Raw genomic sequence first — 25,271 nt, 5'->3', positions numbered from 1 at the left:
ATTTTTCTGAATGAATCCACCTTCTGCCCTGTCTCAAGCACTGATGGCTCCACCACGGAGCTGACCTCAACAGGACATTAGATATGACTCTGCCTCTAAACGTCGTCGCGATCATGAAAGCCAAGCCCGGCAAAGAAGCTGAGCTACACAGTTTGCTGCAAGACGCCCTGCCGCAATTCCAGCAAGAGCCCGGCTGCCAAGCGTATGCGCTACTGACTGACCTTGAGGACCCTACGCGTTTCATTTCTTATGAAAGCTGGGACGACGAAGCCGCGCTGCAAGCGCATATGAAAGCGCCCACCTTGACGAACGCCATGCCAGCGCTGGAAAAGATCCTCGCTGAGCCCATGCAGCAATTTCGGTTAAATCAGCTGCCGGGCAGTACGCTCTAACGGTGATCCGTGCAAAACCGGCGTGTACGGCACGCGCGCAACGTCACGGGTGCAGGCTCAGGGGGGAACACCCAGCATACGTTGCCGCCGTGGTGAAATGGGTCCAGTGAATCGAAGAAGGGTCAGTGTATGAAATATATCTATATCTTCGTATTGTCGGCATTGAGCTTGAGCAGCATGGCCGCAGACCGCGGGCTTGATCTACCGAGTTGCAACCTACAGGAGCAACGCGCATGGGTAGGCAAAACGGGTGGCCAAATCACTGACATCCGGCAAGCCCACATTTCGGAACGTGGCAATGTTTTGATTGCCGATATCAGTACCTCGCGAAAGGCCCGAATAATTACTGAGGCACAGGCCAAACAGATGTTCGATCGTATAGAAGACATACGCTTACAGTCTGACCGTTTTGTGAAGCAGCAGGGTTTCTTGAGTGCAGCGGAGAACGCCAGTTTTGATCGGGACCTGGATGCAATCGCTCACAAGCTTTGCCAGCCGTAAAAACCTAGCCCCTACCTGCGGCGCGCCAAAGACGCCGCACTCTCCCTATTCAGGTTTCTGCCTGGAACGAAACGCCGCCACCTTCATGCGATTACCGCACGTCGACATGCTGCACCAGCGGCGGCGGTGCGATTTACTCAGGTCATGGAACATCAAAATGCAGTCATGCGCCTCGCACTGGCGAACGAATTCGAATTTCTCGCTCGTGACCAGGCTCACCAAGGCATCGGCCACAGGCCACAGCAGGCTTGCCGGGCTGCCGTCGGTTCGATAAACGCCGACGCGGAACGCTTGCGCCTGGCCATCCCATTCCAGCCTGCTCAACGGGCGCCCCGCGTCCAGCACCTGATTGATCAAGGTGAGATCGGCTGAGGCGCCTTTCAGTGCAGCATTCACCAAAGCCCTTGCACTGTCGCGAAGCGTGCGCGCCTCGGCCAACAGCCCCTGCGGGACCGTCAGGCCTGCGCTCTCAGGCAACAGCCCAGCCAGCTTGAGCCAGCGCGCGACGCTTTGATCATCGGTAAAGCTGTCGTGACGCTGCTCACCCACGCCGTACTCACTGTTGATGAAATCGAGGGCGAGGTTGTCCGCCAAAAAAAGTGGGCTGGAAGAAGTGCTGGTCGGATTCATAGCGCCCTGTAACCAATAAATTAAGTTTGACAGGTTACCAAAAACATACGTAACCTTCAAATTCAAATTTGAACGGTTACACAAGGAGTCACCATGACCTCTCCCAAATCGATTGCAGCGGCAAGCTTTGCGGTTTCTCTGCTGGTTGGCGGTGCGCAGTCGGCCAACGCGACCAGCGTGGTTCATTACCGCTACGAGCAAGTGGGTGATGTGAAAGTTTTCTACCGTGAGGCGGGCAACCCCGACGCACCGACGGTATTGCTGCTTCACGGCTTCGCTGCCTCGTCGTTTATGTTCCGCGACCTTATTCCGCAACTTGCCGATCGCTATCACGTGATCGCGCCGGACCTGCCGGCGTTTGGCTTCACCGAAGCACCTGCACGGGGCGAGTACGCCTACACCTTCACCCAATTGGCGAAAACCATCGGCCAGTTCACCGAACAGCTCAAGCTGGATAAATACGCGCTGATGGTTCACGACTACGGCGCACCGGTGGGTTGGCGCCTGGCTGTGGCCCATCCTGATCGGGTGACCGCGATCATTTCTCAGAACGGTAACGCCTACGAGGAAGGCTTGGGCGATAGCTGGGCGCCTATCCAAACGTACTGGCACGCACCGACGCAGCAGAACCGCGACGCGCTGAAAGACTTCCCGACACCGGCCTCGATCAAGTGGCAATACCTTGAAGGGGTTGCCGACCAAAGCTCGGTTTCACCCGATGGCTACACGTTGGAAGGGCTTCAAATATCGCGGCCTGGCAATGCCGACATTCAGCTCGACCTGGTGTTGGATTACGCCTCGAACGTAGCAATGTACCCAGCCTTCCAGGCGTACTTTCGCAAGTACCAGCCACCGCTGCTGGCGGTGTGGGGCAAGAACGATCCGTTCTTCCTTCCGGCCGGGGCCGAGGCGTGGAAGCGCGACCTGCCGAAGGCGGACATTCGCTTCTACGACACCGGGCACTTCGCGCTCGAAACCCACGGCAAGGAAATCATTCCGGTGATCCGTGAGTTCCTGGACAAGAACATCAAGTAGCGGCAAGGCTTCAGCGGTGGGTCAAGTGGGCGGCTCAACCCACCTGTTTTGCGGGAACATCAGCGGCAGCGCAGTGGACTAAATTGAAGCACCTCTGCCGCTGCCCCAACAGGAATGAAACCGATGCATATTCTTCACATCGCCAGCTCTCCACGCGGGGAGCGCTCCGCTTCCCTGAAATTGGCCTCACGCTATCTTGAGACCGTAACCTCGCTTCATCCCGACGCCAGCATCGATGTGCTGGACGTTTGGACCACCGATCTGCTGCCCTTCGACGGCCCTGCCCTGAATGCCAAATACGCAGACCTGCAAGGCGTGCCAATGAGCGCTGAGCAAGAGGCTGTGTGGAAACAGATTCATGCGTTGGGCGAGCGCTTCCACAGAGCCGACGTCATTGTATTCAGCGTGCCGATGTGGAACTTCGGTATTCCCTACCGCCTCAAGCACTTGATTGACGCGGTGTCACAGCGCGGCGTGCTGTTCGATTTCGATGCCCAAGGCATGAAGGGTCTGCTTAAAGGCAAGCAGGTGGTGGTGTTCGCCACCCGCGGCGTAGCGCTGGGGGAAGACTACCCGACCGACGCCTACGATCATCAGGTCGCGTACCTTAAAACCTGGGCACGGATGGTGGGTATTCCGGCTATCAGCGCGGTGCTGTCGGAAGCAACGCTCGGGGAGGCTGCGACGGCAGACGCCAACTTTACCGCAGCGCTGGACGAAGCCTCGAAGCTGGCCAGCGAACGGGTGTGAATTGGAGCGACAAGCGCTACCTAACAAATGTTAGGTAGCCTATTGACGAGCGCCCTTCGAAGCCCTATGGTCTGCCTACCTAACAAACGTTAGGTTTGATTTCGCTCACCCCAGGAGATGGTCATGAATTCGAAATTGCAGCTGTTTACCTCGCCTTCCGCGTTCCCCAACCCTCAGCGGCTGCGTTTGTTCATGCATGAAAAAGGCATCGCCGATCAGTTCGATGAAATCATCTATGACATGGCGCCGGGTGGAGAACAGCGCGGATGGCGCCATCTGAACATGAACCCATGGGGTGAAACACCGACCCTGCAACTGGCAGACGGTGGCTTTATTTCCGAAACGCCGGCCATCGTGCGCTTTCTTGATCAGTCCTATCCTGGTCGCAAGATCATGGGTGATGACGCCCTGCAGCAGGGGCTCGACAACATGTGGGATAACCGCATTTGGGTGCACATTCTCTATCGCATCGTTACGGCGTTTCATGTGCTGCACACGGGGCTCGGGTTCAAGCTTGAACTGACCAAAAATGAGGCATGGGGTGAGCACTGCCGCAAGGAGGCGCTCACCCACGCGGCACTGGTCAATCGTCATTTGGCGGATGGTCGCGAATGGCTGCTGGGCGGCGCGCAACCCACGTTTTCCGATATTACGCTGGCAACCGCCATCGCCTTCTCCAAGTTCCCGGTCAACGCCACCCCGCTGGATGAGCGCTTCGAACACCTGGACGCTTACTGGAAGCGCTGGCAGCAACGGCCGAGCTTTCAAGCGGCGTACGCTGATCGCAGCAGTGGCATACCCGAACTGGATTCGCCCAGCGTGTAATGCCTGATCAGGCGCCGGGGCGGCCAGCACATGGCAGTCTCGGCGCGATATGAAATCGGTTCTACGGCGCTCCGACAGTGCCTGCCTAACCCTTGTTAGTTTTTTGCTTTAACATACGCCGCTTCCTCAGAAACTCGCCCGAAGTGCGAAAGGCACGACAATGAGCACCAACGCCCGAGAAGCCATACTCACGGCCGCCAGGAACATCGCCCAGTCACAGGGTTACAACGGCCTGAATTTTCGCGACCTTGCGCAAGAAGTTGGCATCAAGCCAGCCAGCATTTATTACCACTTCGCAAGCAAGGCCGATTTGGGTGTCGCTGTTGCCAAACGCTACTGGGAGGACGGCGCCGCTGCGCTTGAAACCCTCTCGGAGCAAAACCCGAACCCCATCGAAGCCCTTCACCGATTCCCCGAGATTTTTCGTCGCTCGCTTGAAGCGGATAATCGCCTGTGCCTGGGCAGTTTCGTCGGGGCTGAAACCGATAGTTTACCCCCCGAAATGTCCCACGAGATTCAAACATTTACCCAGGTCAATGTGGACTGGTTGAGCAGGCTACTGGTCGCGGCAAACGTCTGCGAACCAGCTGAGAGCGACGCCCGCGCGCGGGCTATTTTTTCCGCCGTGGCGGGCGCTCAACTCATCGCGCGCAGCAGGTCGGACATCGCGCTTTTCGATACGTTGATTGATGCGTACCGTGCGTATGGGCCGCTGCCTGCGTAATCGAAAAATGCCTGATCCAGACGTTTGTTGAACCAGCAATCGGCTGGCGCCGTGCAACGTCAAGACGGAATCATCTCGCGTATACGCGAAGCGATGACGTCGACCGCGAAGGGTTTCGTCAGAACGGCCATGCCTTTATCCAGCAGAACATCGCCCATCACTGCATTTTCTGCATAACCCGTAATGAACAAGACTTGCAGACCAGGGCGGACTTCACGCGCCGCGTCTGCCATTTGCCTTCCGTTCATGCCTCCAGGCAGGCCGACATCGGTTACCAACAAATCGATGCGAACATCCGACCGTAAAATTTTCAAGGCCGTGGCACTGTCGCTCGCTTCCAGAACCGCGTACCCCAGATCTCGCAAAATATCCGTGACCAGCATGCGTACGGTTGGCTCGTCATCCACCACCAGCACCGTGGCCTCGTGCACTGACGGCTTAGGCATCGAGGCGCGTTCCTCAACCGATTCGGCATCGTCTGGCCCGTCATGGCGGGGCAGATAAATGCACACGGTTGTACCGTTGCCTACCTCTGATTGGATGCGTACTTGCCCGCCAGATTGCTGGGCAAATCCGTAGATCATCGAAAGGCCCAAGCCGGTGCCTTCGCCAAGCGGTTTGGTGGTGAAGAACGGTTCGAATACGCGCTCCATCACATCGCGTGACATGCCAGTGCCGGTGTCGGTGACGCACACCGACAGGTACTGGCCTTCGACCATATCGAGTTGGCGCGCAGCCTCCAGGCCCAGCCTCCGGTTCGCGGTCTCGATAGTGATACGCCCGCCATGCGGCATCGCGTCGCGTGCGTTGATCGACAGGTTCAGCAAGGCATTTTCAAGCTGCGGCGGGTCGACCAGCGCCAGCCAAAGCCCCGAGGCACCGACGAACTCAATCTGGATGGAGGGCCCTACCGTGCGGCGAATCAAGTCTTCCATGCCGGAGACCAATCGATTCACATTGGTCGGCTTGGGGTCGAGTGTCTGTCGGCGCGAGAATGCAAGCAGCCTGTGGGTTAACGCGGCGGCTCGTTTTGACGCGCTTTGTGCAGCGTCAATGTAGCGGTCCACCTCATTAAAACGGCCCTGACGCAGACGGGTTTGCAACAGCTCAAGGCTGCCGGAGATGCCCGCCAGCAAGTTGTTGAAGTCGTGCGCAAGGCCGCCTGTGAGCTGGCCCACCGCCTCCATCTTCTGCGCCTGGCGCAGGGCTTCCTGCGTCAACAGAAGGTCTGCCGTGCGCTCTTGAACTCTGACCTCAAGCGTATCGTTCAACTCCTGCAAGCGCACTTCCGCAAGCTTGGTTGCGGTCACGTCACGCGAGGTCGACAGCAGCTTTTCCGGGACGCCATTGGGTCCCATTACGGGTGTGACGATGACATCCCACCAACGCGGAGCGCCTTTCATGGTCTTGGCAAAACCCTGGAAGCGGCCGATCCGGCCTTCTTTAGCCTCGGCCACGGCGTGCAAAACCTTGCTGTGCTCCTCGCCTTGCCATAAATCAGGCCAGCACGCGCCTTGAATGGCACCGAAGTCATCGACCTCCATCACACACATGCCGCCCTCGGTCATGAACTCCAGGCGGGCATCCAGATCGAGCACTTTAATGCAGTCAGCCGAGCTTGCGAGTACACGACGGTTGAACTCCTCACTGGCCCGCAGCGCTTCCTCCGCGTCTTTGCGCTGAGTCAAATCCACCGTGGCCACCAACAGGTTTCCAAGCAATCCTGCCGCATCAACAATGCGCTGGATGCTGCTGTTGGCCCAGACCAACGAGCCGTCGGGGCGGCAATAACGCTTATCCAGGGCAGTGCTGCTGCCCGTACGAATCGCCTGCTCTACTGCCGCCAGGGTGGGCGGCAAATCCTCGGCATAGGTTATGTCTGCGATGCCTAGCTGGAGCATCTCTGCTTCAGAACGCCCAAGAATACGGCACAGTTCACTGTTGACTCGAATGAAGCGGCCTGCGGGGTCGACCTCAGACAAGCCAACCGTAGCGCTGGTAAATATGACGCGCAGCCGCTCTTCGCTCTCGCGCAGCCTTGCGTCGGCGCGCGTACTTTCGAGCAACGACCACAGGCGCGCGCACGTCGTTTCAACGATCGCCACTTCAGCCTCGTCCCACGTGCGCGGCTGTGCATGCTGAACAAACAAGATCCCCAGCAGGCGACCCGCTCGCACGAATGGAACGCCAAGAATCGCGCGAGCCTTGATGGCGTTGAACGCAGGGGTTGGACCCGAGGCCATCCAATCTTCGTGGCCATCCTGCAGCGCGACAGTCTGGCCTTGCTTCAACCGCGCACTAAAAGCGGGTGCAAAATCATCCAAACGCCACGTACCCGGCATCAAGGCGGCGGTTGCCCCATTCCACTCGCGCAGCACTGAGACCTGCGTTTGCGTGTCATCCATTTCACCGAAGCCGACATGATCGACGCCCAAATGCTCACCGAGCAGTGCGGCGGCCCGCGCCATCATCTCCAACGGATTGGAAAGCGCTCGCAGTTGATCTTCCAGCGCAAGCTGAAACCTGTGTTGAAGGCGCTCGGCGGCGTGCAACCGGTCGCACCGGGCATCATCCAGATGCAACGCAATGAGATGCGCGAAGCCTTTGACCATGTCCAGAACCGGTGGGTTATCCAGGTGGGCCGGGTGTGGACCCACCGCGCACAGACCGCCCCACAGGCTGCCATCTTTCAAGACGATGGGCATGAACAGACAGCTCTGAACCCCCTGCCCCTGAAGACTCGGATGACAAAGGTGCTCGGCAAGGTTGCTGATGACTATCGCTTGCTTGGCTGCGCCGGCCTGATGGTCAATGGCAGGCACACACTTCAGTTCATCGCCCGGCTGCACATTCAAACCGATGGCATCGCGCACCGCGCAGGCCATTGAACGACCCTGAATCACGCGGGCAACCGCTGCAAAGCCCATCCCGGTCATACCGCACACGGTTTCCAGCAACGCAGAGATCGCGCCCATGCACGCTATGTCCGCCTGGTCGATTGCCAATTCAGCGGGGCACACACTATCGACCGACATATCTGGCATCGCAGGTTTACTCGAAAAGTGAAAGTTCAGCGTTCAAAAGATTTCCGCCAGGTTGCGCCTGACCTCTCCCACCGTGAGATTTAGTGTGGGAATTGAGCCGTGATTTGAGCTGGCTGCAGTCGAGCCTAAGCAACGACCTAAACGCTCAGACATCCGGATAAGCTAAAAGTCCGCATGAGAGCCAAGAAAGCGATAAGTACGCAGGTTGCGGGCAACGTTTGAGACAATCGCGCCGGGTTGCAGCCAGTTATCGTCCATGAAAGGGTGCAACTTTAATGGGTATTAATATTCCCCGTGCGAAACCGACTTTTACTCATGGAGCAACAATGCGGATCTACATCACAGGCGCCTCCTGCGCAGGCGTGACAACGCTGGGCCGTACCCTCGCCTCTTTGCTCAGCCTGCGCCATCTTGATGTCGATGACTTCTATTGGCTGCCCTCCAACCCTCCATTTACAACCAAGCGCCCACCGGATGAGCGCGTGGCTCTGATTCAACAAAACTTCGGCGATGACGATTGGGTACTGACCGGTTCCTGCATGGGTTGGGGCGACGCGCTGATTAGCAACGTCGATCTGATCGTGTTTGTGGTAACGCCAACCCTGGTTCGCCTCGAACGATTGGCCGCACGTGAAAAACAGCGCTTTGGAGACCGAATCGCACCCGGCGGCGACATGCATGAGATCCATATGGCGTTCCGGGAATGGGCCTCGCAGTATGACGACCCAACGTTCTCCGGCCGCAACAGGGCGTGGCACGAGCGCTGGATGTCGACGCAAACAGCACCGACGGCAAGGGTTGATGGGTTGAGCAGTGCTGAAAAAATGGCGGCAGATGTCATTCAGGCGTTGTCATCCGCGCTTTAAGCAGCATGGTATCGACGCATCGCCGCTCTGTCGGCACACACTGCAAATGTTCATAAACCCGGCGTATTGTAAAACCCCCTTGCAGGCAGCGCCTGCACCCGCCATGCCCCTTACTGGAGACGCCATGAACAAGTTCTGCACTTTTTTGCTCGCAATGTCCCTCCCCGCCATGAGCTGGGCCAGCGATGCTTTACCCAATTTGCCTGCCGTCACACAGTCGTTGTTGGCGGGTAAATCTGTGTCCGTGGTACTTGATCTGGGCCTGTGTAAGCCGGGATCAAGTGAGGCCAAGCCGACCAAAACCCGCGGTGGCCTGCGTATTGATGCCTTTCGCATCACTGAAGACGGCACCCTGGCATTCGCCGACGATCACTTCACGGTGAATCGTGAAGACAAGCCGATTAATCAATTCCTGCGCTACCGGGTGCACGCAGATGGCACTGCCGAGTTCAGCATGACGATATTCTCCGTGCCCAATTACCAGCAGATGGATAAAACCCTCACTTACAACTGCGCTATCGGCAAGGGCATGAGTTTTTTTGCCGCCGATTGAATTCAATGGGGCTGGGGCTGCGCTGACCGATTACTGTCGGGGCTGGCACTGAAGTTTTACAGGTTCAGCCCCCGTCGTGCTGACTGTTTTAAAGCACTAGCGTAAAGACCGCTTTTGGCCGCAGGCAGTCTCAGCCAGCGCCGTGCGATCACGTGGCCTACCTCGTTGTTTTGCAGGATGAGTACATTTCCTACAGCAAGCCGCGAAACGTTGAGGCCAGAGGCGACAGCGCCTTGCTCCATTGCCTACGCTTGCGTCAGAATCGGCCGGCTTGTGCGCTTGAGTGAGCGTCTCTAAGGTTGCCCGGTCGCTGAATACTCAGTGATCGGGTTTAGTAGCCCTTGGTTGAATTATGTTGAGTGCACAAGCTTCATCAATCAGACAGTTCTGTCTGTGTTTGATGGCGGCTGTGCGCAGGGCGCCTCCGGGCGCGCCGGCTTTGCATAATTCCCCGGTCTACTAACCTGCGTACCGCTGCCACCCTTTTCGTTTAGTAGCGAAACGGTGTCAGCTCAACTCAGGAATTATGTTGATGTTCAAAATCACGCCCAACCCTCCGAGCGAGCCGAGCCTGAAACTCAACCAGGCTGCGCATCGAACGATAGATCGTTATCTCAATCCAGAAACCGCCGCACCTTTGCTGAGACCGGGTTTGTTCAGCGTTGCCGCCGATACCAGCAGTGAAGCCCTGATCGCCAATAGTTATGAAACCTTTTGCTCGGTTACCGCGTTGTTGCTTGACCTGTCGGAGGATTTGACGGGAAAACAGCGGGATGTGGCGTTGGCGATTCACCAGTTGAGTGAGTTGGGGGTTTTGCTGATCGATAGGCTGATGGAGCGGGAGGCGGCTGTAGCTGTCGGCCAAGCTTAAAAGTCGGCAACCCAACAGATCGCCGAGTTGTCGTGACGTTCTTATGACAAATCGGCGATTTTCTATGGCGCTGTTGCGTTTTTGCTCAAAAAGCCAAACGCTCGCGTCCGGCGGATAAGAGCGCCATCCGCTAATATTCAGCGAGTCGCTAGTCCATTGTGCGTTCGGGTTCAACGCCTACTGGCGATTTCCTTCCAGATGTAGGCGTAGTTGTATTGCAGCCAGCGAACCAGGACTTTATCGAACTGCCGACGGAACCAGTTGCGCTTTCTAACTGCCAGCCTCTCTTCTATCGACTCTCTGAGTAGTTCGGTGTCGAATCCCGTCCATACCGGAGGCACCGCTGCGACGAGATTGGTGAAACATACCGGCGCGACCTCTGAATAGAGGATCGTGTAAAGTTTTTCAGGGTCGACGCCTCTCACCTGATTCGCCACGTACTCATATTCGACGGGAAAATCATTGAATGGCTCGGAAAGCGCAGCTCTGACTTTCGTCAGTAGTGGTTCGGTCAGAAGATTTCCCAATGAATGTATGAGCGCCTCTAACTCTTCGTCCAGTGAGCTCGCCATCGCTTCGCCTGCGGCACCACCGGCAATTGTCCCAGCCAAGACAATTGCTATTGCGAAAATGGGGGCGCCTGGACCGCACAACGACCTTGCCCCCGAGAAACGCCTCTCTCAACCGCGCTTCGGCAGTTTCCAATTCGGCCGCACAAAGTGGCACGTATAGCCGTTCGGTATCCGCTCCAGATAATCCTGATGCTCCGGCTCCGCTTCCCAAAACGGCCCCGCCGGTTCGATTTCAGTCACCACGCGGCCCGGCCATAACTTCGAGGCGTCTACGTCGGCAGCGGTGTCTTCGGCAACGTCGCGTTGCTGTTCGCTCAGGTAATAGATCGCCGAGCGATAACCTGGCCCAAGGTCGTTGCCTTGGCGGTTTGGCGTGCTGGGGTCGTGTATCTGGAAAAAGAATTCAAGAATCTGCCGGTATGTGATCACCGCCGGGTCGAAGACGATTTCAATCGCTTCAGCATGGTTACCATGGTTGCGGTAGGTGGCATTCGGCACATCGCCGCCGGTGTAGCCGACGCGTGTGTGCAGCACGCCGGGGTAGCGACGCAACAGGTCTTGCATGCCCCAGAAGCAGCCACCGGCGAGGATCGCGGTTTCGGTTTGGTTGGTCATGGTCGGTGCTTCCCCTTAATGGATATGGCTTAGTTATGGGGCCGTGCCGGCCAATACCAAGCCTGCGCTGCAGGTTATTCGCGCGGGCAATTGCGGCCATCGGTCGCATACGGGCGATCCCCCCTCTATTCCCCAACCCATCTGCCGATACCCCGGTTAACCGCACAGTCAAGATCCCGCGTGCCCCCCATCCGATCGAGCCCCCTAATGCAGCCATTTTCCTTCCTGAAAAAAACCCGGGCCAATCGCCAGGGCAGCGCCACCCTGACCTGCACCGCGAATGAACTCGACGCCGCCCTCACCCACCTGCACATCACGCCCACATTGATCACCGGCTTCATCTCGCCTCACCTGGACATCGACCACGTCGCCGCCAAGCTCAAACGCCGGTTCGCGCACAGTGCTATCAGCCTGTGCACCACCTCCGGCGAGCTGTGCAATTCGGCCGATGCGCTGTACTGCGCCACAGGCGAGCGTTGGGACCGGATTGTGTTGCAGCTGTTTGATGAGAGTGTGATCGCCTCCGCCGAAGTGGTGATGGTGCCGCTGGAATGTGAAGACATTCGCAGTGGCGGCAAGCGCTTGGGGATGCAGGAACGAATCGCCAAGTTGGTGGGCAACATCAAGCGGGTGCAAGTGCGCACGCAGATCGATCATCGCGATACGTTGGCGTATGTGGTGTTCGATGGGTTGTCGGCGTCGGAGTCGTTTTTTATGGAGGCGCTGTATGAATCGGGGCGTTTTCCGTGTTTGTTTGTCGGCGGCTCAGCGGGCGGCAAGTCGGACTTTCAGAAGACGCTGATCCATGACGGCCAGCGCAGTTATCAGAACCATGCACAAATTGTGTTCCTGAAAACGGCGGCGCAGGTGCGCTTTGGTGTGTTTAAAAGCCAGAACTTCAAGCCGGCAGATTTGACCTTCAGTGTGCTGACCGCCTCGGTAGAGGACCGCACGATTGACCAGGTGATCGACAGCAGCGGCAACATCAAGAGCATGGTGCAGGCGCTGTGCGATGCCTTCAATTGCACGGCCCAGGCGCTGGAGCAAAAGTTGGCGGATTACTCATTTGCCATCCGCGTGGGCAGTGAGTTGTTTGTGCGCTCCATCGCGCGCATCGACTACGAGCAGCAAATCGTCCAGCTGTTTTGCGACGTGGCGCCCGGCGAGGAGTTGGTCATGGTGCGGCGCACGCCGTTGCGTGAGGCCACCCGTTTGGACTATGAGCAATTCCTGCGTGGCAAGGGCGGCCAGCCGGTGGCGGGCATTCTGAATGACTGCATTTTGCGCAGGCTGAACAACGGCGCCGAACTGGGCAGCATGGCCGGTACGTTTGGGGATGTGCCGCTGGCCGGTTTTTCGACCTTTGGTGAAATTCTCGGCTTGAACTTGAACCAGACGCTGACCGCGATTTTCTTCTTTCGGGTGGCCAAGGGCGCGAGTTTCAGCGACGAATACGTCGACAACTTTATTGCGCATTACGGCGAGTTCAAGGCGTTTTTCCTGCGCCGCCAAGTGAAGAAGCTGGCGGGATTGAACCACGTAGTGGTCAAGCAGATTGCCGCGTTCAAGAACAATGACTTCACCGGCACCCTGAACACCCGCGGGCTCGACAGCAATATTTTGCCGGTGTTCGAAGGCCTCGCGGACTTGGGCCAGGTGTTGGCCCACGCCGAGCACCAGCAGGCGCAGATCGCCTCGCAGCTCAAGCACTACTCTGGCGAGTTGCACGCATCGATGGACGAACTGGTCGGCACCATCGACCGGCAAAACACCGTGTCGGCGCAGGCCGGAGCCACGGTCGAAGACCTGTCCAGCCAAGCCGACGACGCCGTGGTGGGCGCGCGCAGCCTGGCCGGTTCGAGTTTGCGCATCCAGTCGATTGTGCAAGTGATTCAGCAGATCGCCGGGCAAACCAACTTGTTGGCGCTCAACGCCGCTATCGAGGCCGCGCGAGCAGGCGACTTGGGCCGGGGCTTTGCGGTGGTGGCGGACGAGGTGCGCAAGCTGGCGGAAATAACCCGCAAGAATGCGGCGGACATCGGCGTGGATATCGGCTTGCTGTCCAGCGAGATCCAACGCGTCGCCCAGCAAATCGAAGACCAGTCCACCGGTGTGGGCGCCTTGCGCGAAATGCTCGATGCGCTGGAGGCGTCCAGCCGCGCGACCGAGGGTACGGCGCAGCGTACGAAGACCCTTGCGGATACGTTGACTGGGCTAACGCATGCGTGAGCTTTAACGGGGCGCAGTTCGGGTTAATAACCGGCAGCGCAGCATGACATTGAGCCGCTGTTGGAGGCCATGATGTATCGGTTTTTGGGGCAGGCGGTGACCCATTAAAACAAAGCACTACTCAAATTTAAACGTATTGAATACGATGCAAAAATAGCATTTATACAAAAATGCACCGTATAGGATGCGAATTGATATGGAAGACTTGGGCCTCCTGATCAAAAGCCTGCGTAAGGCGGCTGGCCTTTCACAAAGCCAGCTCGCGCAACGGCACGGTATGAGTCGCGCGACAATTTCGGGGATTGAGAACAACACCGTCCCTGAGGTAGGGATTCGCAAGGTTGCTGCGATCCTTGAGGGCTTGGGTTATGCGTTGACCGCAATACCCAAGCATCGACGTATGACGCTCGACGAACTGAAAGCAGGAAACGTCCATGAGTAGGCAACGTGACCGACTCTGTATCGGCGCCGGCGTCGGCGTCCGCAGCGTGGCGGCAGGAACGCTCGGGCGCAGCGAAGAACACCTGCGCGATTCGGTGTTCTCGTACAACGCAGCCGCAACCGAAAAAGACGCGGTTTCCTTGACCATGCCCGTGCGCTTGCAGAGCTACAACTGGGCGTATGGAATCCACCCGCTGTTTGAGATGCACATTCCCGAGGGGCACCTCAAAGCGGAACTCGTGCGGCGTTTCAGTAAATCAGTGCGCGGCTTTGACGACTTCGCCTTACTGGGAATCGTCGGTCCACATCAGTTGGGGCGTATCAGCGTTGCACACCACGCCGGTGACGAATCGCTGCCTGAAATCAAGCTCTCTGAGGTGCTGGTCTACGACGGGACGAAAGATCTGTTCGACGACCTACTGAAGACATACGCCGCCTATTCAGGTGTTTCGGGTGTTCAGCCAAAGGTACTGGTGCGCGATGCGGGTGACACGGTTTCCAATGTTGGGCGCCTCACCCACCCTGGCGCCACGCACCTGGTGAAGGCGTTCAATGACACCGACTTCGCGCATCTGGCGGCCAATGAGTTTTTCTGCATGCGTGCGGCCTTTCATACAGGCCTGGACGTGCCTGAATGCCAGCTTAGCCAACACGCTAAATTTCTGGTGGTTAAGCGGTTCGACATCGGTGCTACCGCCTACCTCGGGTTTGAGGATATGTGCGTCCTATCGGGATGGGGGACGAATAAGAAGTACGACGGCAGCTATCAGGGCTGCGCGAAGCTGATCAAGACGTATGTATCCCCGCACCGCGTGACCAAGGCGTTGGAGGACTTCTTCATGATGGTGGCGCTTTCTGCCGCCCTTCAAAATGGTGACGCGCATTTAAAGAATTTCGGTTTGCTGTATGAGAATTGTGGCGAAGACGCTGATGTTTGGCTCGCCCCCGCTTACGATCTGGTGACGACCACGGTATATCAAGTCAACGATATTATGGGTCTGTTGCTTGGCGGCTCAAAGGCTTGGCCAACACGCAAGATGCTGGTGCAGTTCGCGCGCAGCTCGTGCAATTTGACGGAAGCTCGCTGCACCCAATTGCTAGCGCGCGTGCACAGTGGCGTGAGCCGTGCGAGGGTGGAGCTTTCGGATTATCAGAGTACCCACCCTGAGTTCGAGGCGTTCGGGGAAAGGATGAGCGCTGCGTGGGCCACCGGGCTGGTGCAGAGTATTGAGCCAGAGTGATTTCGCCGGTTACTTGCGCGCAGGTCTCTTGGGCAACAGTCACAGCACATACCGCTTGCCCCTTCAACGCAAGTGCCCCGCTCGCCTGATAACGCCGGGGCCTTTTCCTTTACTACGCGATCAGCGCGCTTAGTCGCTCAGCGCGCATCGTGCTTTTCAGCCGCGCTTCACAGCTTGAACCGGCTGACCAGTTCATTAAACGAAACCGCCAGGCGCGACAGGTCTTGTGAAGACGCCGTGGTCTGATGCGCGCCTGCAGCCGTCTGTGTCGACAGGTCCTGGATGTTGATCAAGTTGCGGTCTACCTCGCGCGCGACATTCGCTTGCTCCTCGCACGCACTGGCGATGACGAGGTTGCGGTCGTTAATCTGGCCGATGCCTTGCGCGATCTGTTCCAGCGCATCCCCGGTGGCCTGGGCCAGCACTTGCGTGTCAGTGACCAGCGACTGGCTCTTGCCCATCGCTACCACCGCCTGATCGGCCCTGGATTGCACTGCGCCGATCATGCTTTCAATTTCGCCCGTGGACGATTGCGTCCTGGCCGCCAATGCGCGCACTTCGTCTGCAACCACCGCAAAACCACGGCCTTGCTCGCCCGCCCGGGCAGCCTCGATGGCAGCGTTCAGCGCCAGCAAGTTGGTTTGTTCGGCAATGCCGCGGATCACGTCGAGCACCTTGCCAATATCGCGAACCTGCACTGCCAGGTCTTCCACGATGGCGGTCGACGACTTGATTTCCACGGTCGCGCTGTTCACCGCAGTCACCGCGCTCTGTGCCTGACCCACACCCTGGCTGGCCTGCGAGCTGGCTGATTTGGACGCTTCGGAGGCCGACTGCGCATTACGCGCAACCTCTTCCACCGCCGAGGTCATTTCGGTCACCGCAGTGGCCGCCTGCTGAATCTCATCATTTTGGCGAAGCAGCCCGCGGCTGCCGTCTTCGGTCACCGCGTTCAATTCCTCGGCGGCCGACGCCAACTGATTGGACGCATCCGCAATCTGGTGGATGGTGGTTTTAAGGCTGCCCTGCATTGCCCCCAAGGCGGTCAACAATTGCCCGGTCTCATCGCGCGCGGCACTGTGGATGGTCTGGGTCAGGTCACCTTGGGCAATACGTTCGGCGCTGGAAACAGCCAACGCGATAGGCCGGCTGATGAGTCGGCTGATAAAAATACCCAGGAGCAAGGCTGCAACAAAGGCAATCGCGATGCCGATGTAAAGTGTGGTGGTTGCTGACCGCCCTAAATCATCAGCGTCTTTGGCACCTTCGCCGATTTGGCGATTGTTTGATTCGACCATGATAGTCATCTCGTCAATGACCGTGTTGAAACCGCGTTGCACGTCACCGGCAATCAGCGAACGAGCCGCCGGAACGTCGCCAGCTTGCAACGCGCTGACTGCTTTTTGCACTTGCGCCTGATAATCCGGCCAGTCCTTTACCATCTTGTCACCCGCCGCGCGCTCGTCATCTGCAAGCGGCGTGGTTCGGTACTCGGCAAAGGCTTTTTCACTGGCCACGCGGCTGGCGGTCAGGTTATTTAATATCTCGTCCTTGGCGCTTTGTGGCGCCCCGGCAGCGGTGGCGGAAACGAGGCTGTACAAATCGCGAAGCTGGGCGATGGCATTAGTTTTGGCTTCGGCGGTTTTCGCCACTGAAACAAGGTTGTTCGAAAACGTCAAATTCAGGCTGTCGGATAACTGCGTGACCCCACGGTTACCGAGTAACCCAACCACCAGGGTGATAACCGCACACACACCAAATGCTGCGATTAGTTTGCTGGACAGCTTCGCATCACGAAACCAATGCATATTTTTCACCCTATGATCTGTAGTAAAGGTAAGCCCTGAGATGAGCAGAGACGCGGTATTAACCGCGCTCTTAAAGTTTGTCGGCAAGAACATGTGACGCTTTAACGTTCAGAGACCAGAGGTACTTTCTGTAGGTCGCTTCAGGGACGCGACGTAACGGCAGTCGACAGTGCAACCCGCGACTGGTCGCGCCAGCCGCTACGCAGACCTTTCTTTAAATCAGCCTGAATCGTCCAACAATTGCGCTCAAGTCTTCGGCCAGCCGCGACAACTCATGGCTGGCGCCGGTCGTCTGCGAGGCGCCCTGGGATGACTGGATAGACAAGTCGCGGATGTTGACCAGGTTACGATCAACTTCCCGAGCCACGTGCGCTTGTTCCTGCGATGCGCTGGCGATGACTAAATTCAGACCATTAATCTCGCTGACCGCCGCGTTGATTTTGCCAAGGGCTTCGCTCGCGCCTTCTGCGATGAGCAAGGTGCTGGCGGCCAATTCAGTGTTGCCTTGCATGGAACCGACGGCTCGGTCCGTGCCGTTCTGAATACCGCTGACCAAGCGTTCGATTTCGCTGGTCGATTGCTGCGTGCGGTGCGCCAGCGCGCGCACTTCGTCGGCGACAACGGCAAACCCACGGCCTGCTTCACCTGCCCGGGCAGCCTCGATGGCGGCGTTAAGCGCTAACAGGTTGGTTTGATCCGCAAGGCCACGAATCACGTCGAGCACTTTGCCAATGTCACGCGACTGGCCGGCCAACTCGCCAATCAGCAGGGAAGTTTTACCGATGTCCACGCCCATATTATCGATGGCCGTTACGGTTTTTTTGACCAGCGCCGAGCCTTCTTCGGCCGCCCCCGTCGCGCTGCTGGAAGAACGCGAGGTGTGTTCGGCGTTGCGCGCGACCTCTTCTACAGCGCTGGTCATTTGATTGACAGCGGTGGCCGCCATATCAATCTCATTCGCCTGTTTTTGCAGGCCAACTGCACCTTCTTGAGTGATGCTGGTAAGTTGCTCGGCGGCGGTCGAGAGTTGGTTGGCGGATGACGCGATTTGCTGCAAGGTCTGGCGCAGTTGCTGTTGCATGTTGCCGACGGCGGCGGCCACGCTAGTGGTGTCGCCGCTGGCCAATTCAATGTTCTTGCTGAGGTCGCCCTGGGCGATGACGCGGGTGAAGTCGGCCACAACACTCGGCTCGCCGCCGATAGCGCGCAGGATACTGCGCGTGGTCATCAGGGTAACGATGACGCCGATCACCGAAATAAGCAGCGTCACGAAAATCGCGATAATACGCGTTTGACTGGCGCTGGCGACTTGCTCCTGAAAACGCAGTTGCGCCTGGTCCTTGCCCTGTTCACGCAGTTGCTGGAGCGTCCCGAAGACTTGTTCGGCAAACGGTTTAACTTCTTCGCGATTGATTTTGGTGGCGCCAAGGATGTCGCCTGACTCGATAACGGTGGTCTGATGACGCATGCCGTCACGCAGCTTTCTGTAGTCGCTTTGCAGTTTTTCGAAGACACCGTCGCTCGGCGTATTGTTGCCTTTGGCCGTCAGTTGCTCGGTCAGGTTATCAATGCGCGCAAAAGCGCTTTCGTTCTGGGCCTTCCATTGCGGTATCTGCACCGGGTCGCCGATCGCAATCATGCGCAAAATGTTGATGTCTACGCGGGTCAGGGCTCCGTCGATGCTGTTGACCGCCTCCATCTTCAGGAAGTCTTTGTTAAACAACGCATCGACATTGTCGGTCGATGTTTTAAGGGCTTGAATCATGAAGATGGACAACGCAACAAACACCAAAATTATGGCAAATGTCGACAGCATCAAACGCCGTTTGACGCTGAAGCCTGCGTTCGCTTCGTTCTTATTGATCATGAAATACCCCTGATGACAGAGATGTAACTGCGGAGGGAGCCCTAAAGCCTGAATACCTAGCTTATCGACTTGAATGGTCGGGTCTTGAGGGGCTGAGTGCAGGGATAATGGGGATCTGGGCCTGCCCGTGGTCCACCTCGACAGACTCTTCTGGCAGCCCAACTGGGTCGAACCCGACGCGGAGCAATTCCGCACACGGGTGCGCGACGCGCTATCGACGCGCAACTGGGTATGTGAAGGCAACTATGCGCGGCGAACCTTCGACCTTCGCCTGCCCGAGGCCGACTTGATCATCTGGCTCGATACACCGAGGCTGACGTGTTTTGCCCGAGTACTCTTGCGCAGCCTTATGAATCGCCCCAGCGCAGACCGGGCAGCAGGCTGCCAGGAGAAGCTCGACCGCGAGTTCCTGAGTTTTCTAAAGTTCGTCTGGGGTTTTGATCGCGATTACCGACCGGGTATAGAGAAGGTTCGCCTGGCCATCGGTCCGCAGATACCGCTGCTGCACTTGCGCAACCGTCAGCAAGTCGCCGCGTTTCTCGATGGTTTGCCTGCCATGTCGCCAATAGCTCGTGAAGGCAAGTAGTTCCCCGCGCCGCTACCCGGCGCGCTTAGCGTTTGCAAGCTGCTCTTCACGACGGCGTGAACGTGGGCAGCTCTCGATGCCACACGCAGGGGCCTGACGCGCGGGCTTAAGCTGATATGATTCCGGCACTTACCCGCTGAGTAGCAAACGATGAATCGCCAGAAGAAACTGAAGCAGCTGTTTAAGGCCAAAGCCAAAAAGGCCAGCGCCAAACTGGCGCCGAAAAACAAAGATCAATACATCAGTAAGGCCGACCGCGCGAAACTGGCGGCTGAGTCTGAGCCCGCGTCAACCACCGAGTGCGACGCGTCCAGTTGAAGGCGTACCGACTTCGTATTTGCCCCAGATACGCCGCAGGTGGCGCGCCGAACCAAAACCTGCGCGCTCGGCGACGGTGTCGATGTTCAGCGCCGACTCGGCGAGTAATTCACGCGCCACCGTCAGACGCAGCGTGTGCAGGTAATCCAGCGGGCTGATGCCTGCGTGTTCGTGGAATAACCGCGCCAAGTGGCGGCTGCTGGTGCAGGCCAGGGCGGCCATGCGCGTGACGCTCCATGCCTCGCACGGGGCGGCCGTTATGGCGTCCTGCACCCGATGCACGGCCGGGTGCACGTGGTTGCGACCGGCTAGCCAAGGCGACAGTTGCGGGTCGGCGCCGCTGCGGCGCATGTACACCACCATGTCGCGCGCGACGGCGCAGGCCAGCCTTGGCCCCGCCAGCTCGGCAACCAGGTGCAGCATCAGGTCGATACCGGCCGTCACCCCCGCGCTGCAACTGACCGGGCCGTCGATGACATACAGGCGGTTTTCAAGCACGCGAGCCTTGGGCGCGATGGCCTGCAGTGTCGCGCACAACGCGTGGTGCGTGGTGCACTGGCGCCCATCCAGTAGCCCCGCCCGAGCGGCACTCAACGCCCCCGCGCACACGCACACCAACCGCTCGCCCGAGGGCGCAAAAACGTTTTTCAGCCACTCAGTGAGCACCGCGTTGGCCGACTCGAATGCCTGCCGGCAAGCTGTCGTCAGCGGCGGCGTGGAGCCCACCAACACCACCAGCGTGCCAGGTGCCAAGGCTGGCGGCAGCGGCGCCAAGCCATTCAGCGGCAGGCCGATGGACGTTTGCAGCGCCGCTACCGGGCTGACGTACTGCAAGTCGAAAGCGACCGACGCAGGGCCTTCGGCTTGCGCGGCAAGGCGCAACACTTCGGCAGGCCCGGCCAAATCCAGCATCAGTGCGTTGGGCAACAGCACGAACAGCACCGGCACGCTCATGGCTTCAACCCTGCAACGCCTGGGCGACGGTGACGATGCGCGCAAAACGGTGTTCCAGGACCAGCTCTGTACGCTCGCGAATCTCGGCCGGGGTGTAACGCCGGCCGCTGCGCGCGTGCGTCATCTCGAAGGTCAGCGTCGCTTCGCTGACAAAGTCCACATTGAAGCCGCTGTCGGACGCGTGCCGCGTGGTGGTTTCACAGCATTGTTCGGTACGAATGCCACTGATAATCAGCGTCGTGACTCCCATCTGTGTGAGCCGGGCCGCCAGCGGCGTTCCGGCAAAAGCGCTGTGGTAGCGCTTGTGAATGATCAGGTCCGGGTTGATCGACAACTCGCTGAATGCCCTGACGTGACCCGAGGCCAGTGAAAAATGCCCGTGGTCCTCAACATGTAAGACTTGTATCACCGGGATGCCGTGTTGAACACACCCGTCGATCAGTGCCTGTTGTTTTTCCAGGTAACCGGGCAGGTCATTTTCGGACCAATAGTCTGAATGGCGGAACGACTGCTGGGCATCGATTACAATAAGCGCTTTGTGGCTCATAAGGGTCCTTAAGGCTTGCATCGTGAGGAATGATGCAAGCCATGCTAAGGACGTTGCCGGGTGAACAACAGGCGTGCTTCGGACCACTTGAGGACGTATTCGGACATCATTACCCAAGGCACTCTGCGCACCCTGATGGGTTCAGCAACCGCTCAATGCCACCTGCGGCCGCTCGCCCGCAAAGAACCATGGCCGCAACCGCACGCCTACGCTATTGCCGATAAACGCCGCCACTAACCATACCCAGCCATGCAAGCTGCCCGAGGCGATACCGCTGAAGTACGCACCGATATTGCAACCGTACGCCAGACGCGAGCCATAACCGAGTAACAGGCCACCGATCACCGCAGCCACCAGCGAGCGCGCCGGAATTTTCAGGTTGGGGGCGAAACGCCCAGCCAACCCTGCGGCCAACAAGGCACCGAGCATAATGCCGATGTCCATGACGCTGGTGATGTCTTCCCACACCGGCGCGGCGAGTGCCTTGGCATTGCCCGGCATTTGCCAGAACGCCCAACTGGCCACATCCACCCCCAACCCGCTCGCCACTTTGGCGCCCCACAACGCGAACGCCGAGGTGATGCCCCAAGGCCGCCCGGCCAACGCCAGGGTCGCGTAGTTGAGCAGCGCCAAGCCTATGGCGCCCCACACCAATGGCCACGGCCCGCGCAGAAAGCGGCGCAGGCCCGTGTGTTGACTGGTCACGGCCTGTTCAAGCTGGCCGTGGCGGCGTTTTTCCAGGCGCACCGTGACGGCTGCAATCAGGCCGAACACCGCCAGGCTAATGAGCAAAGCAGGCAGCACGCCGAAGCTTTTGACGATGGACACCGCAGGGAACGCCGGCAGCGCAAACCACCAGTCAACATGGTGCGTGGCGATCAACGAACCGCAAATAAAGAACAGCAATGTGACCAACATGCGCGCATTACCGCCGCCCGCAGTGAACAAGGTGCCCGATGCGCAACCGCCACCCAACTGCATGCCGATGCCGAAAATAAACGCACCAAACACCACCGACACACCGGCCGGCGCCACCAGCCCGACCAACGGCTGGCCAAACAGTGTGCCCGCGCCCAGCGCGGGGAAGAACAGCAGCACCGCCACGGCCAGCATCACCATTTGCGCACGCAGACCGGCGCCACGCCGGTCATTGATAAACACCCGCCAAGCGGAGGTGAAACCAAAGGCTGCGTGGTACAGGGTCAAGCCCAGCGCGGCGCCGACTACCAGCAGCAGCACCTGGCGTGAACCGACGCTGCTTTGCAGTAATATAGCGCCCATCACCAGAATGATGAGAGCCGCCCACGGCGCGATGGGCTTGCGCGCGGGGGCGAGGGGAATAGCGTGACTCATGAGGTATCTCGGTGTGTATGAATGGGGGTGCGTACGATGGCGGCGAGTATAAACCCTGTGGCGGCGCTTTTTTGGGAGTAATCCGGGGTGCGTATCGGTCGCGCTCTGATAGCGCCGCCATGCAGTCAAATGTGGGAGTGTGCTTGCCCGCTCCCACAGTAAGGCGCTTGTGCACACAACCATGGGTTGCTTGGCGCGGCCCACGAGTAAAACGCAAAACGCAGCCTCTGCGTGGTGAGGCTTTGCATAGGCAGGTGAGCCCTTGGCTAAAGATATTGAGAACCCGTGCATTTCCACGTGCCAGCTCAGTGGCGATTTATGCGTCAGCTGCGGCCGGACCAAGGACGACATACGCAAATGGAAACGCATGAAACGCCCGGAAAAAATGGCCGCCGTTCAGCGTGCAACGTTGCGCTTGAAGGCGCTGAAAAAGCCCAGGTAAGGCTGGCGCTGTTGCCAGCCTTTGGGGCGTCACATCAGCCTCGACCGATGGAGCCGGTGACCGGCAGATTGCCCAGCAGCTTGAGCCCGGTGGTCTTCACAAACGTGTCGTAGTCCATCGGCCGTTGAATACGCGTTTCAGCATTGGGCAGCACGTAGGCCCAGGCGCGTTTCGAGGAGGCGTCATACACCAGCTTGAACAGGCGCGTCGGCACCCACACTTTGTTGCGGCCCGTGGTTCGGTAACCCGCGTCAAACAACGGGCCGGTGAACACATACACATTGCCGCCGGCGCGCTTGGCAAACTTGCGCACGTCCGCCTCGACCTTGCTCCAGATCTTGCGATTGTTGGTGGGGTTTTGCGGCACCATGTTCGACAGCGCGAACGACTGCGCCATCGCATGCGCGTTCGGTGCATCGGCAGCGGGGGCTTGATGGCCGCGGTCCATGGCCGGCTTCTGGCTGCGGTAGTCGCTCAACTCTGCACGACCACTTTTCGGGATGCGCGGGTCCGGGTAGAACTGGTTGGTGCGCTCCTCACCTTTGGCATCGCGCAGTTGGGCAGCGTTCAGGCGCTCGACGACCAACAGCGGCGTCTTGCTGGTTTGCGAATACAGCACCGCAAACGTGTCGGAACACAGCGCCATGGGCTTCATCGACGCGGGCACGGTGGTCGTCTTGATTGGGTTCGATGCGGGGAAGAGTTCAGCGCAACTGTCAAACGAAGCCTTTCGCTGCTCGGCGGTATAAGGGTTTGCCAGACTGCGGGCGTGCGCCGAGGTGGAAAGTAAAACAAGGGCCGAGAGCCCGATTGCAAGGTTGCGTAGGTACATGCGTTAGATCTTATGGTGAGGGTCAACGGATAACGAATTCCGGCTCATGGAACCGACAGAGGCACGAGCGCTGACGATCGTGCGGGGCTTATGGACCCTCATAAGCGCCTTTGGTGCCGCGAGTGTCGTGCACAGGTTGAACCTCAGTGGCCTCAGGGGCTCAGAACCCTACATACTCGGGAGAATCTTATGACCCAAATCGCATTAGTCGTGGGCGCCAGCGGCATCGTTGGCAGCGCCATCACCCAATTACTGCTCGACAATCAATGGCAGGTCGCCGCGCTTTCCCGCAGCCCCTCGAAAGTGCCTGGGGTGATTCCGGTGGCTGCCGACCTGCAAGACCAGGCTTCAGTGCAACAAGCGCTGGCCGACCTGAAGCCGACCCATGTGTTCATCACCACCTGGTCTCGCCAGGCCACCGAGGCCGGGAATATTCGCGTCAATGCCGCCATGGTGCGCAACGTACTCGACGCCGTGCGCCCGGCTGGCAGCGTGCAGCACGTGGCATTGGTCACCGGTTTGAAGCACTACCTTGGCCCGTTCGAAGCTTACGGCAAAGGCAGCCTGCCGCAGACCCCGTTCCGTGAAGAACAGGGCCGACTGGCTGTGGAGAACTTCTATTATGCGCAGGAAGACGAAGTGTTCGCCGCCGCTGAAAAGGACGGTTTCACCTGGAGCGTTCACCGCCCGCATACGGTCACCGGCGTCGCCGTGGGCAATGCGATGAACATGGCGACCACCCTCGCCGTCTACGCCAGCATCTGCAAACACACCGGGCGCCCGTTTGTGTTTCCGGGCTCGCGCGTGCAGTGGGACAGCCTCACGGACATGACCGACGCGCGGCAACTGGCCAAACAGCAGCTGTGGGCCGCCACCACGCCTGCGGCGGCCAACCAGGCGTTCAACATCACCAATGGCGATGTGTTTCGCTGGCAATGGATGTGGGGCCAGATCGCTGGTTATTTCGGCCTGACACCCGCCGACTTCCCGGCCTCCGTCACCCCGCTTGAACAGCAAATGGCCGATGATCAGAACACCTGGCGCCAGATCGCCGAGCAACATGGCCTGGCAGAAACCGACATCAGCCGCTTGGCCTCGCCTTGGCATACCGATGCCGACCTTGGCCGGCCGATCGAGGTGGTTACGGACATGTCCAAGAGCCGCAAAATGGGGTTCACCGCCTACCAGGCCAGCGACCAGGCGTTTTTTGATGTGTTCGATCAACTGCGGGCCCAGCGCTTGATTCCTTGAGGCGGGCTACCGCGGGCCGAGCGC

General features: G+C 58.7%; 25 protein-coding genes and 3 pseudogenes. 16 read left to right on the top strand and 12 right to left on the bottom strand.

Annotated features, from left to right (window positions below; genetic code table 11):
- Positions 1 to 83: 83 nt before the first annotated feature.
- The gene (locus F0169_RS12890; RefSeq protein ID WP_152746746.1) at positions 84 to 392 is read left to right on the top strand and encodes a putative quinol monooxygenase; all 309 of its coding nucleotides are present in this window, start codon (positions 84 to 86) and stop codon (positions 390 to 392) included.
- 129 nt (positions 393 to 521) lie between these two features.
- Entirely contained in the window at positions 522 to 893 is a 372-nt protein-coding gene (locus F0169_RS12885; RefSeq protein ID WP_152746745.1) for a hypothetical protein, read from the top strand.
- 45 nt (positions 894 to 938) lie between these two features.
- Here F0169_RS12885 and F0169_RS12880 read toward each other — a convergent pair whose 3' ends face one another.
- Entirely contained in the window at positions 939 to 1,523 is a 585-nt protein-coding gene (locus F0169_RS12880; protein WP_152746744.1) for a CGNR zinc finger domain-containing protein, read from the bottom strand.
- Between the two features lie 93 nt (positions 1,524 to 1,616).
- Here F0169_RS12880 and F0169_RS12875 point away from each other — a divergent pair, with 93 nt between their 5' ends.
- The 4 genes from F0169_RS12875 (at position 1,617) to F0169_RS12860 (ending at position 4,857) form a co-directional block, all read left to right on the top strand.
- Positions 1,617 to 2,558, top strand: a complete 942-nt coding sequence (locus F0169_RS12875; RefSeq protein ID WP_152746743.1) for an alpha/beta fold hydrolase — start codon at positions 1,617 to 1,619, stop codon at positions 2,556 to 2,558.
- A 123-nt stretch (positions 2,559 to 2,681) separates the two neighbouring features.
- Positions 2,682 to 3,308: an FMN-dependent NADH-azoreductase gene (locus tag F0169_RS12870; RefSeq protein WP_058411908.1), complete on the top strand. Its 627-nt coding sequence runs from the start codon at positions 2,682 to 2,684 to the stop codon at positions 3,306 to 3,308.
- Positions 3,309 to 3,431: 123 nt separating this feature from the next.
- Positions 3,432 to 4,133: a glutathione S-transferase family protein gene (locus F0169_RS12865; protein WP_152746742.1), complete on the top strand. Its 702-nt coding sequence runs from the start codon at positions 3,432 to 3,434 to the stop codon at positions 4,131 to 4,133.
- A 160-nt stretch (positions 4,134 to 4,293) separates the two neighbouring features.
- A complete protein-coding gene (locus F0169_RS12860) occupies positions 4,294 to 4,857 on the top strand; it encodes a TetR/AcrR family transcriptional regulator (protein ID WP_152746741.1) in 564 nt (187 codons plus the stop codon).
- Positions 4,858 to 4,916: 59 nt separating this feature from the next.
- Here the strand turns inward: F0169_RS12860 and F0169_RS28160 are convergent, their stop codons facing one another.
- Positions 4,917 to 7,832, bottom strand: a complete 2,916-nt coding sequence (locus F0169_RS28160) for a PAS domain S-box protein (protein ID WP_172979428.1) — start codon at positions 7,830 to 7,832, stop codon at positions 4,917 to 4,919.
- A 395-nt stretch (positions 7,833 to 8,227) separates the two neighbouring features.
- Here F0169_RS28160 and F0169_RS12850 point away from each other — a divergent pair, with 395 nt between their 5' ends.
- The 3 genes from F0169_RS12850 (at position 8,228) to F0169_RS12840 (ending at position 10,191) form a co-directional block, all read left to right on the top strand.
- Positions 8,228 to 8,767 (top strand): ATP-binding protein, encoded by a 540-nt coding sequence (locus tag F0169_RS12850; RefSeq protein ID WP_152746739.1) that lies wholly within the window; start codon positions 8,228 to 8,230, stop codon positions 8,765 to 8,767.
- Between the two features lie 124 nt (positions 8,768 to 8,891).
- Positions 8,892 to 9,320, top strand: coding sequence for a VirK family protein (locus F0169_RS12845; RefSeq protein WP_172979427.1), 429 nt, complete (start codon positions 8,892 to 8,894; stop codon positions 9,318 to 9,320).
- 532 nt (positions 9,321 to 9,852) lie between these two features.
- Positions 9,853 to 10,191 (top strand): DUF6124 family protein, encoded by a 339-nt coding sequence (locus tag F0169_RS12840; RefSeq protein ID WP_152746738.1) that lies wholly within the window; start codon positions 9,853 to 9,855, stop codon positions 10,189 to 10,191.
- A 170-nt stretch (positions 10,192 to 10,361) separates the two neighbouring features.
- On the opposite strand, the gene F0169_RS12835 is transcribed toward F0169_RS12840, so the two are convergent.
- On the bottom strand, positions 10,362 to 10,718 hold the full coding sequence (locus F0169_RS12835; RefSeq protein WP_152746737.1) for a DUF7079 family protein: 357 nt from the start codon (positions 10,716 to 10,718) through the stop codon (positions 10,362 to 10,364).
- Positions 10,719 to 10,871: 153 nt separating this feature from the next.
- Positions 10,872 to 11,378 (bottom strand): peptide-methionine (S)-S-oxide reductase MsrA, encoded by a 507-nt coding sequence (gene msrA / locus F0169_RS12830; protein WP_058411916.1) that lies wholly within the window; start codon positions 11,376 to 11,378, stop codon positions 10,872 to 10,874.
- 207 nt (positions 11,379 to 11,585) lie between these two features.
- On the opposite strand from msrA, the gene F0169_RS12825 reads away from it, so the two are divergent.
- The 3 genes from F0169_RS12825 to F0169_RS12815 all read left to right on the top strand — a co-directional run bounded on the left by F0169_RS12825 (position 11,586) and on the right by F0169_RS12815 (position 15,289).
- Positions 11,586 to 13,607, top strand: coding sequence for a methyl-accepting chemotaxis protein (locus F0169_RS12825; RefSeq protein ID WP_152746736.1), 2,022 nt, complete (start codon positions 11,586 to 11,588; stop codon positions 13,605 to 13,607).
- Positions 13,608 to 13,803: 196 nt separating this feature from the next.
- The gene (locus tag F0169_RS12820; RefSeq protein ID WP_058411918.1) at positions 13,804 to 14,049 is read left to right on the top strand and encodes a helix-turn-helix domain-containing protein; all 246 of its coding nucleotides are present in this window, start codon (positions 13,804 to 13,806) and stop codon (positions 14,047 to 14,049) included.
- Positions 14,042 to 15,289, top strand: a complete 1,248-nt coding sequence (locus F0169_RS12815; protein ID WP_152746735.1) for a type II toxin-antitoxin system HipA family toxin — start codon at positions 14,042 to 14,044, stop codon at positions 15,287 to 15,289. The genes F0169_RS12820 and F0169_RS12815 overlap by 8 nt, the downstream gene beginning before the upstream one ends.
- A 167-nt stretch (positions 15,290 to 15,456) precedes the next feature.
- Here the strand turns inward: F0169_RS12815 and F0169_RS28420 are convergent, their stop codons facing one another.
- The 4 genes and pseudogenes from F0169_RS28420 to F0169_RS28605 all read right to left on the bottom strand — a co-directional run.
- The gene (locus F0169_RS28420; RefSeq protein WP_421556609.1) at positions 15,457 to 16,320 is read right to left on the bottom strand and encodes a methyl-accepting chemotaxis protein; all 864 of its coding nucleotides are present in this window, start codon (positions 16,318 to 16,320) and stop codon (positions 15,457 to 15,459) included.
- Positions 16,315 to 17,097: pseudogene (locus F0169_RS28415) on the bottom strand (MCP four helix bundle domain-containing protein); the annotation flags it as partial. The pseudogene F0169_RS28415 and the gene F0169_RS28420, both read right to left, overlap by 6 nt.
- 214 nt (positions 17,098 to 17,311) lie before the next feature.
- Positions 17,312 to 18,382, bottom strand: a complete 1,071-nt coding sequence (locus tag F0169_RS28610; RefSeq protein WP_482822451.1) for a methyl-accepting chemotaxis protein — start codon at positions 18,380 to 18,382, stop codon at positions 17,312 to 17,314.
- Positions 18,383 to 18,433: 51 nt separating this feature from the next.
- Positions 18,434 to 18,964, bottom strand: a pseudogene (locus F0169_RS28605) (MCP four helix bundle domain-containing protein); the annotation flags it as partial.
- A 115-nt stretch (positions 18,965 to 19,079) separates the two neighbouring features.
- On the opposite strand from F0169_RS28605, the pseudogene F0169_RS12800 reads away from it, so the two are divergent.
- Together F0169_RS12800 and F0169_RS12795 are read left to right on the top strand one after the other, a co-directional pair.
- Positions 19,080 to 19,550: pseudogene (locus tag F0169_RS12800) on the top strand (P-loop NTPase family protein); the annotation flags it as partial.
- 150 nt (positions 19,551 to 19,700) lie between these two features.
- On the top strand, positions 19,701 to 19,868 hold the full coding sequence (locus tag F0169_RS12795) for a DUF2986 domain-containing protein (protein WP_152746732.1): 168 nt from the start codon (positions 19,701 to 19,703) through the stop codon (positions 19,866 to 19,868).
- On the opposite strand, the gene F0169_RS12790 is transcribed toward F0169_RS12795, so the two are convergent.
- The 3 genes from F0169_RS12790 to F0169_RS12780 form a co-directional block, all read right to left on the bottom strand.
- Positions 19,839 to 20,822 carry a GlxA family transcriptional regulator gene (locus F0169_RS12790; protein WP_152746731.1) on the bottom strand — a complete coding sequence of 328 codons (984 nt, stop codon included), beginning with the start codon at positions 20,820 to 20,822 and terminating at the stop codon, positions 19,839 to 19,841. The genes F0169_RS12795 and F0169_RS12790 overlap by 30 nt on opposite strands.
- Positions 20,823 to 20,826: 4 nt before the next feature.
- A complete protein-coding gene (locus F0169_RS12785) occupies positions 20,827 to 21,369 on the bottom strand; it encodes a cysteine hydrolase family protein (protein ID WP_152746730.1) in 543 nt (180 codons plus the stop codon).
- 141 nt (positions 21,370 to 21,510) lie between these two features.
- On the bottom strand, positions 21,511 to 22,722 hold the full coding sequence (locus F0169_RS12780; protein ID WP_152746729.1) for a YeeE/YedE family protein: 1,212 nt from the start codon (positions 22,720 to 22,722) through the stop codon (positions 21,511 to 21,513).
- A gap of 262 nt (positions 22,723 to 22,984) precedes the next feature.
- On the opposite strand from F0169_RS12780, the gene F0169_RS12775 reads away from it, so the two are divergent.
- Positions 22,985 to 23,164, top strand: a complete 180-nt coding sequence (locus F0169_RS12775; RefSeq protein ID WP_152746728.1) for a DUF1289 domain-containing protein — start codon at positions 22,985 to 22,987, stop codon at positions 23,162 to 23,164.
- Between the two features lie 34 nt (positions 23,165 to 23,198).
- Here F0169_RS12775 and F0169_RS12770 read toward each other — a convergent pair whose 3' ends face one another.
- Positions 23,199 to 23,996, bottom strand: coding sequence for a DNA/RNA non-specific endonuclease (locus F0169_RS12770; protein WP_152746727.1), 798 nt, complete (start codon positions 23,994 to 23,996; stop codon positions 23,199 to 23,201).
- Positions 23,997 to 24,185: 189 nt separating this feature from the next.
- On the opposite strand from F0169_RS12770, the gene F0169_RS12765 reads away from it, so the two are divergent.
- A complete protein-coding gene (locus F0169_RS12765; RefSeq protein ID WP_152746726.1) occupies positions 24,186 to 25,247 on the top strand; it encodes an SDR family oxidoreductase in 1,062 nt (353 codons plus the stop codon).
- Positions 25,248 to 25,271 lie beyond the last annotated feature (24 nt).

Source organism: Pseudomonas kitaguniensis, from assembly GCF_009296165.1.
GTDB lineage: Bacteria > Pseudomonadota > Gammaproteobacteria > Pseudomonadales > Pseudomonadaceae > Aquipseudomonas > Aquipseudomonas kitaguniensis.
This window is presented reverse-complemented; position numbering and strand designations above follow the sequence as displayed.

What these genes read in the sequence shown, in the direction of transcription:
- F0169_RS12790 (WP_152746731.1), bottom strand. Translation starts at nt 20,822, where the DNA reads ATGAGCGTGCCGGTGCTGTTCGTGCTGTTGCCCAACGCACTGATGCTG.
- F0169_RS12770 (WP_152746727.1), bottom strand. Translation starts at nt 23,996, where the DNA reads ATGTACCTACGCAACCTTGCAATCGGGCTCTCGGCCCTTGTTTTACTT.
- F0169_RS28420 (WP_421556609.1), bottom strand. Translation starts at nt 16,320, where the DNA reads ATGCAGGGCAGCCTTAAAACCACCATCCACCAGATTGCGGATGCGTCC.
- F0169_RS12885 (WP_152746745.1), top strand. Translation starts at nt 522, where the DNA reads ATGAAATATATCTATATCTTCGTATTGTCGGCATTGAGCTTGAGCAGC.
- F0169_RS28160 (WP_172979428.1), bottom strand. Translation starts at nt 7,832, where the DNA reads ATGGGCGCGATCTCTGCGTTGCTGGAAACCGTGTGCGGTATGACCGGG.
- F0169_RS12865 (WP_152746742.1), top strand. Translation starts at nt 3,432, where the DNA reads ATGAATTCGAAATTGCAGCTGTTTACCTCGCCTTCCGCGTTCCCCAAC.
- F0169_RS12825 (WP_152746736.1), top strand. Translation starts at nt 11,586, where the DNA reads ATGCAGCCATTTTCCTTCCTGAAAAAAACCCGGGCCAATCGCCAGGGC.
- F0169_RS12845 (WP_172979427.1), top strand. Translation starts at nt 8,892, where the DNA reads ATGAACAAGTTCTGCACTTTTTTGCTCGCAATGTCCCTCCCCGCCATG.
- msrA (WP_058411916.1), bottom strand. Translation starts at nt 11,378, where the DNA reads ATGACCAACCAAACCGAAACCGCGATCCTCGCCGGTGGCTGCTTCTGG.
- F0169_RS12870 (WP_058411908.1), top strand. Translation starts at nt 2,682, where the DNA reads ATGCATATTCTTCACATCGCCAGCTCTCCACGCGGGGAGCGCTCCGCT.
- F0169_RS12815 (WP_152746735.1), top strand. Translation starts at nt 14,042, where the DNA reads ATGAGTAGGCAACGTGACCGACTCTGTATCGGCGCCGGCGTCGGCGTC.
- F0169_RS12880 (WP_152746744.1), bottom strand. Translation starts at nt 1,523, where the DNA reads ATGAATCCGACCAGCACTTCTTCCAGCCCACTTTTTTTGGCGGACAAC.
- F0169_RS12785 (WP_152746730.1), bottom strand. Translation starts at nt 21,369, where the DNA reads ATGAGCCACAAAGCGCTTATTGTAATCGATGCCCAGCAGTCGTTCCGC.
- F0169_RS12820 (WP_058411918.1), top strand. Translation starts at nt 13,804, where the DNA reads ATGGAAGACTTGGGCCTCCTGATCAAAAGCCTGCGTAAGGCGGCTGGC.
- F0169_RS12890 (WP_152746746.1), top strand. Translation starts at nt 84, where the DNA reads ATGACTCTGCCTCTAAACGTCGTCGCGATCATGAAAGCCAAGCCCGGC.
- F0169_RS12765 (WP_152746726.1), top strand. Translation starts at nt 24,186, where the DNA reads ATGACCCAAATCGCATTAGTCGTGGGCGCCAGCGGCATCGTTGGCAGC.
- F0169_RS12875 (WP_152746743.1), top strand. Translation starts at nt 1,617, where the DNA reads ATGACCTCTCCCAAATCGATTGCAGCGGCAAGCTTTGCGGTTTCTCTG.
- F0169_RS12780 (WP_152746729.1), bottom strand. Translation starts at nt 22,722, where the DNA reads ATGAGTCACGCTATTCCCCTCGCCCCCGCGCGCAAGCCCATCGCGCCG.
- F0169_RS12850 (WP_152746739.1), top strand. Translation starts at nt 8,228, where the DNA reads ATGCGGATCTACATCACAGGCGCCTCCTGCGCAGGCGTGACAACGCTG.
- F0169_RS12795 (WP_152746732.1), top strand. Translation starts at nt 19,701, where the DNA reads ATGAATCGCCAGAAGAAACTGAAGCAGCTGTTTAAGGCCAAAGCCAAA.
- F0169_RS12860 (WP_152746741.1), top strand. Translation starts at nt 4,294, where the DNA reads ATGAGCACCAACGCCCGAGAAGCCATACTCACGGCCGCCAGGAACATC.
- F0169_RS12840 (WP_152746738.1), top strand. Translation starts at nt 9,853, where the DNA reads ATGTTCAAAATCACGCCCAACCCTCCGAGCGAGCCGAGCCTGAAACTC.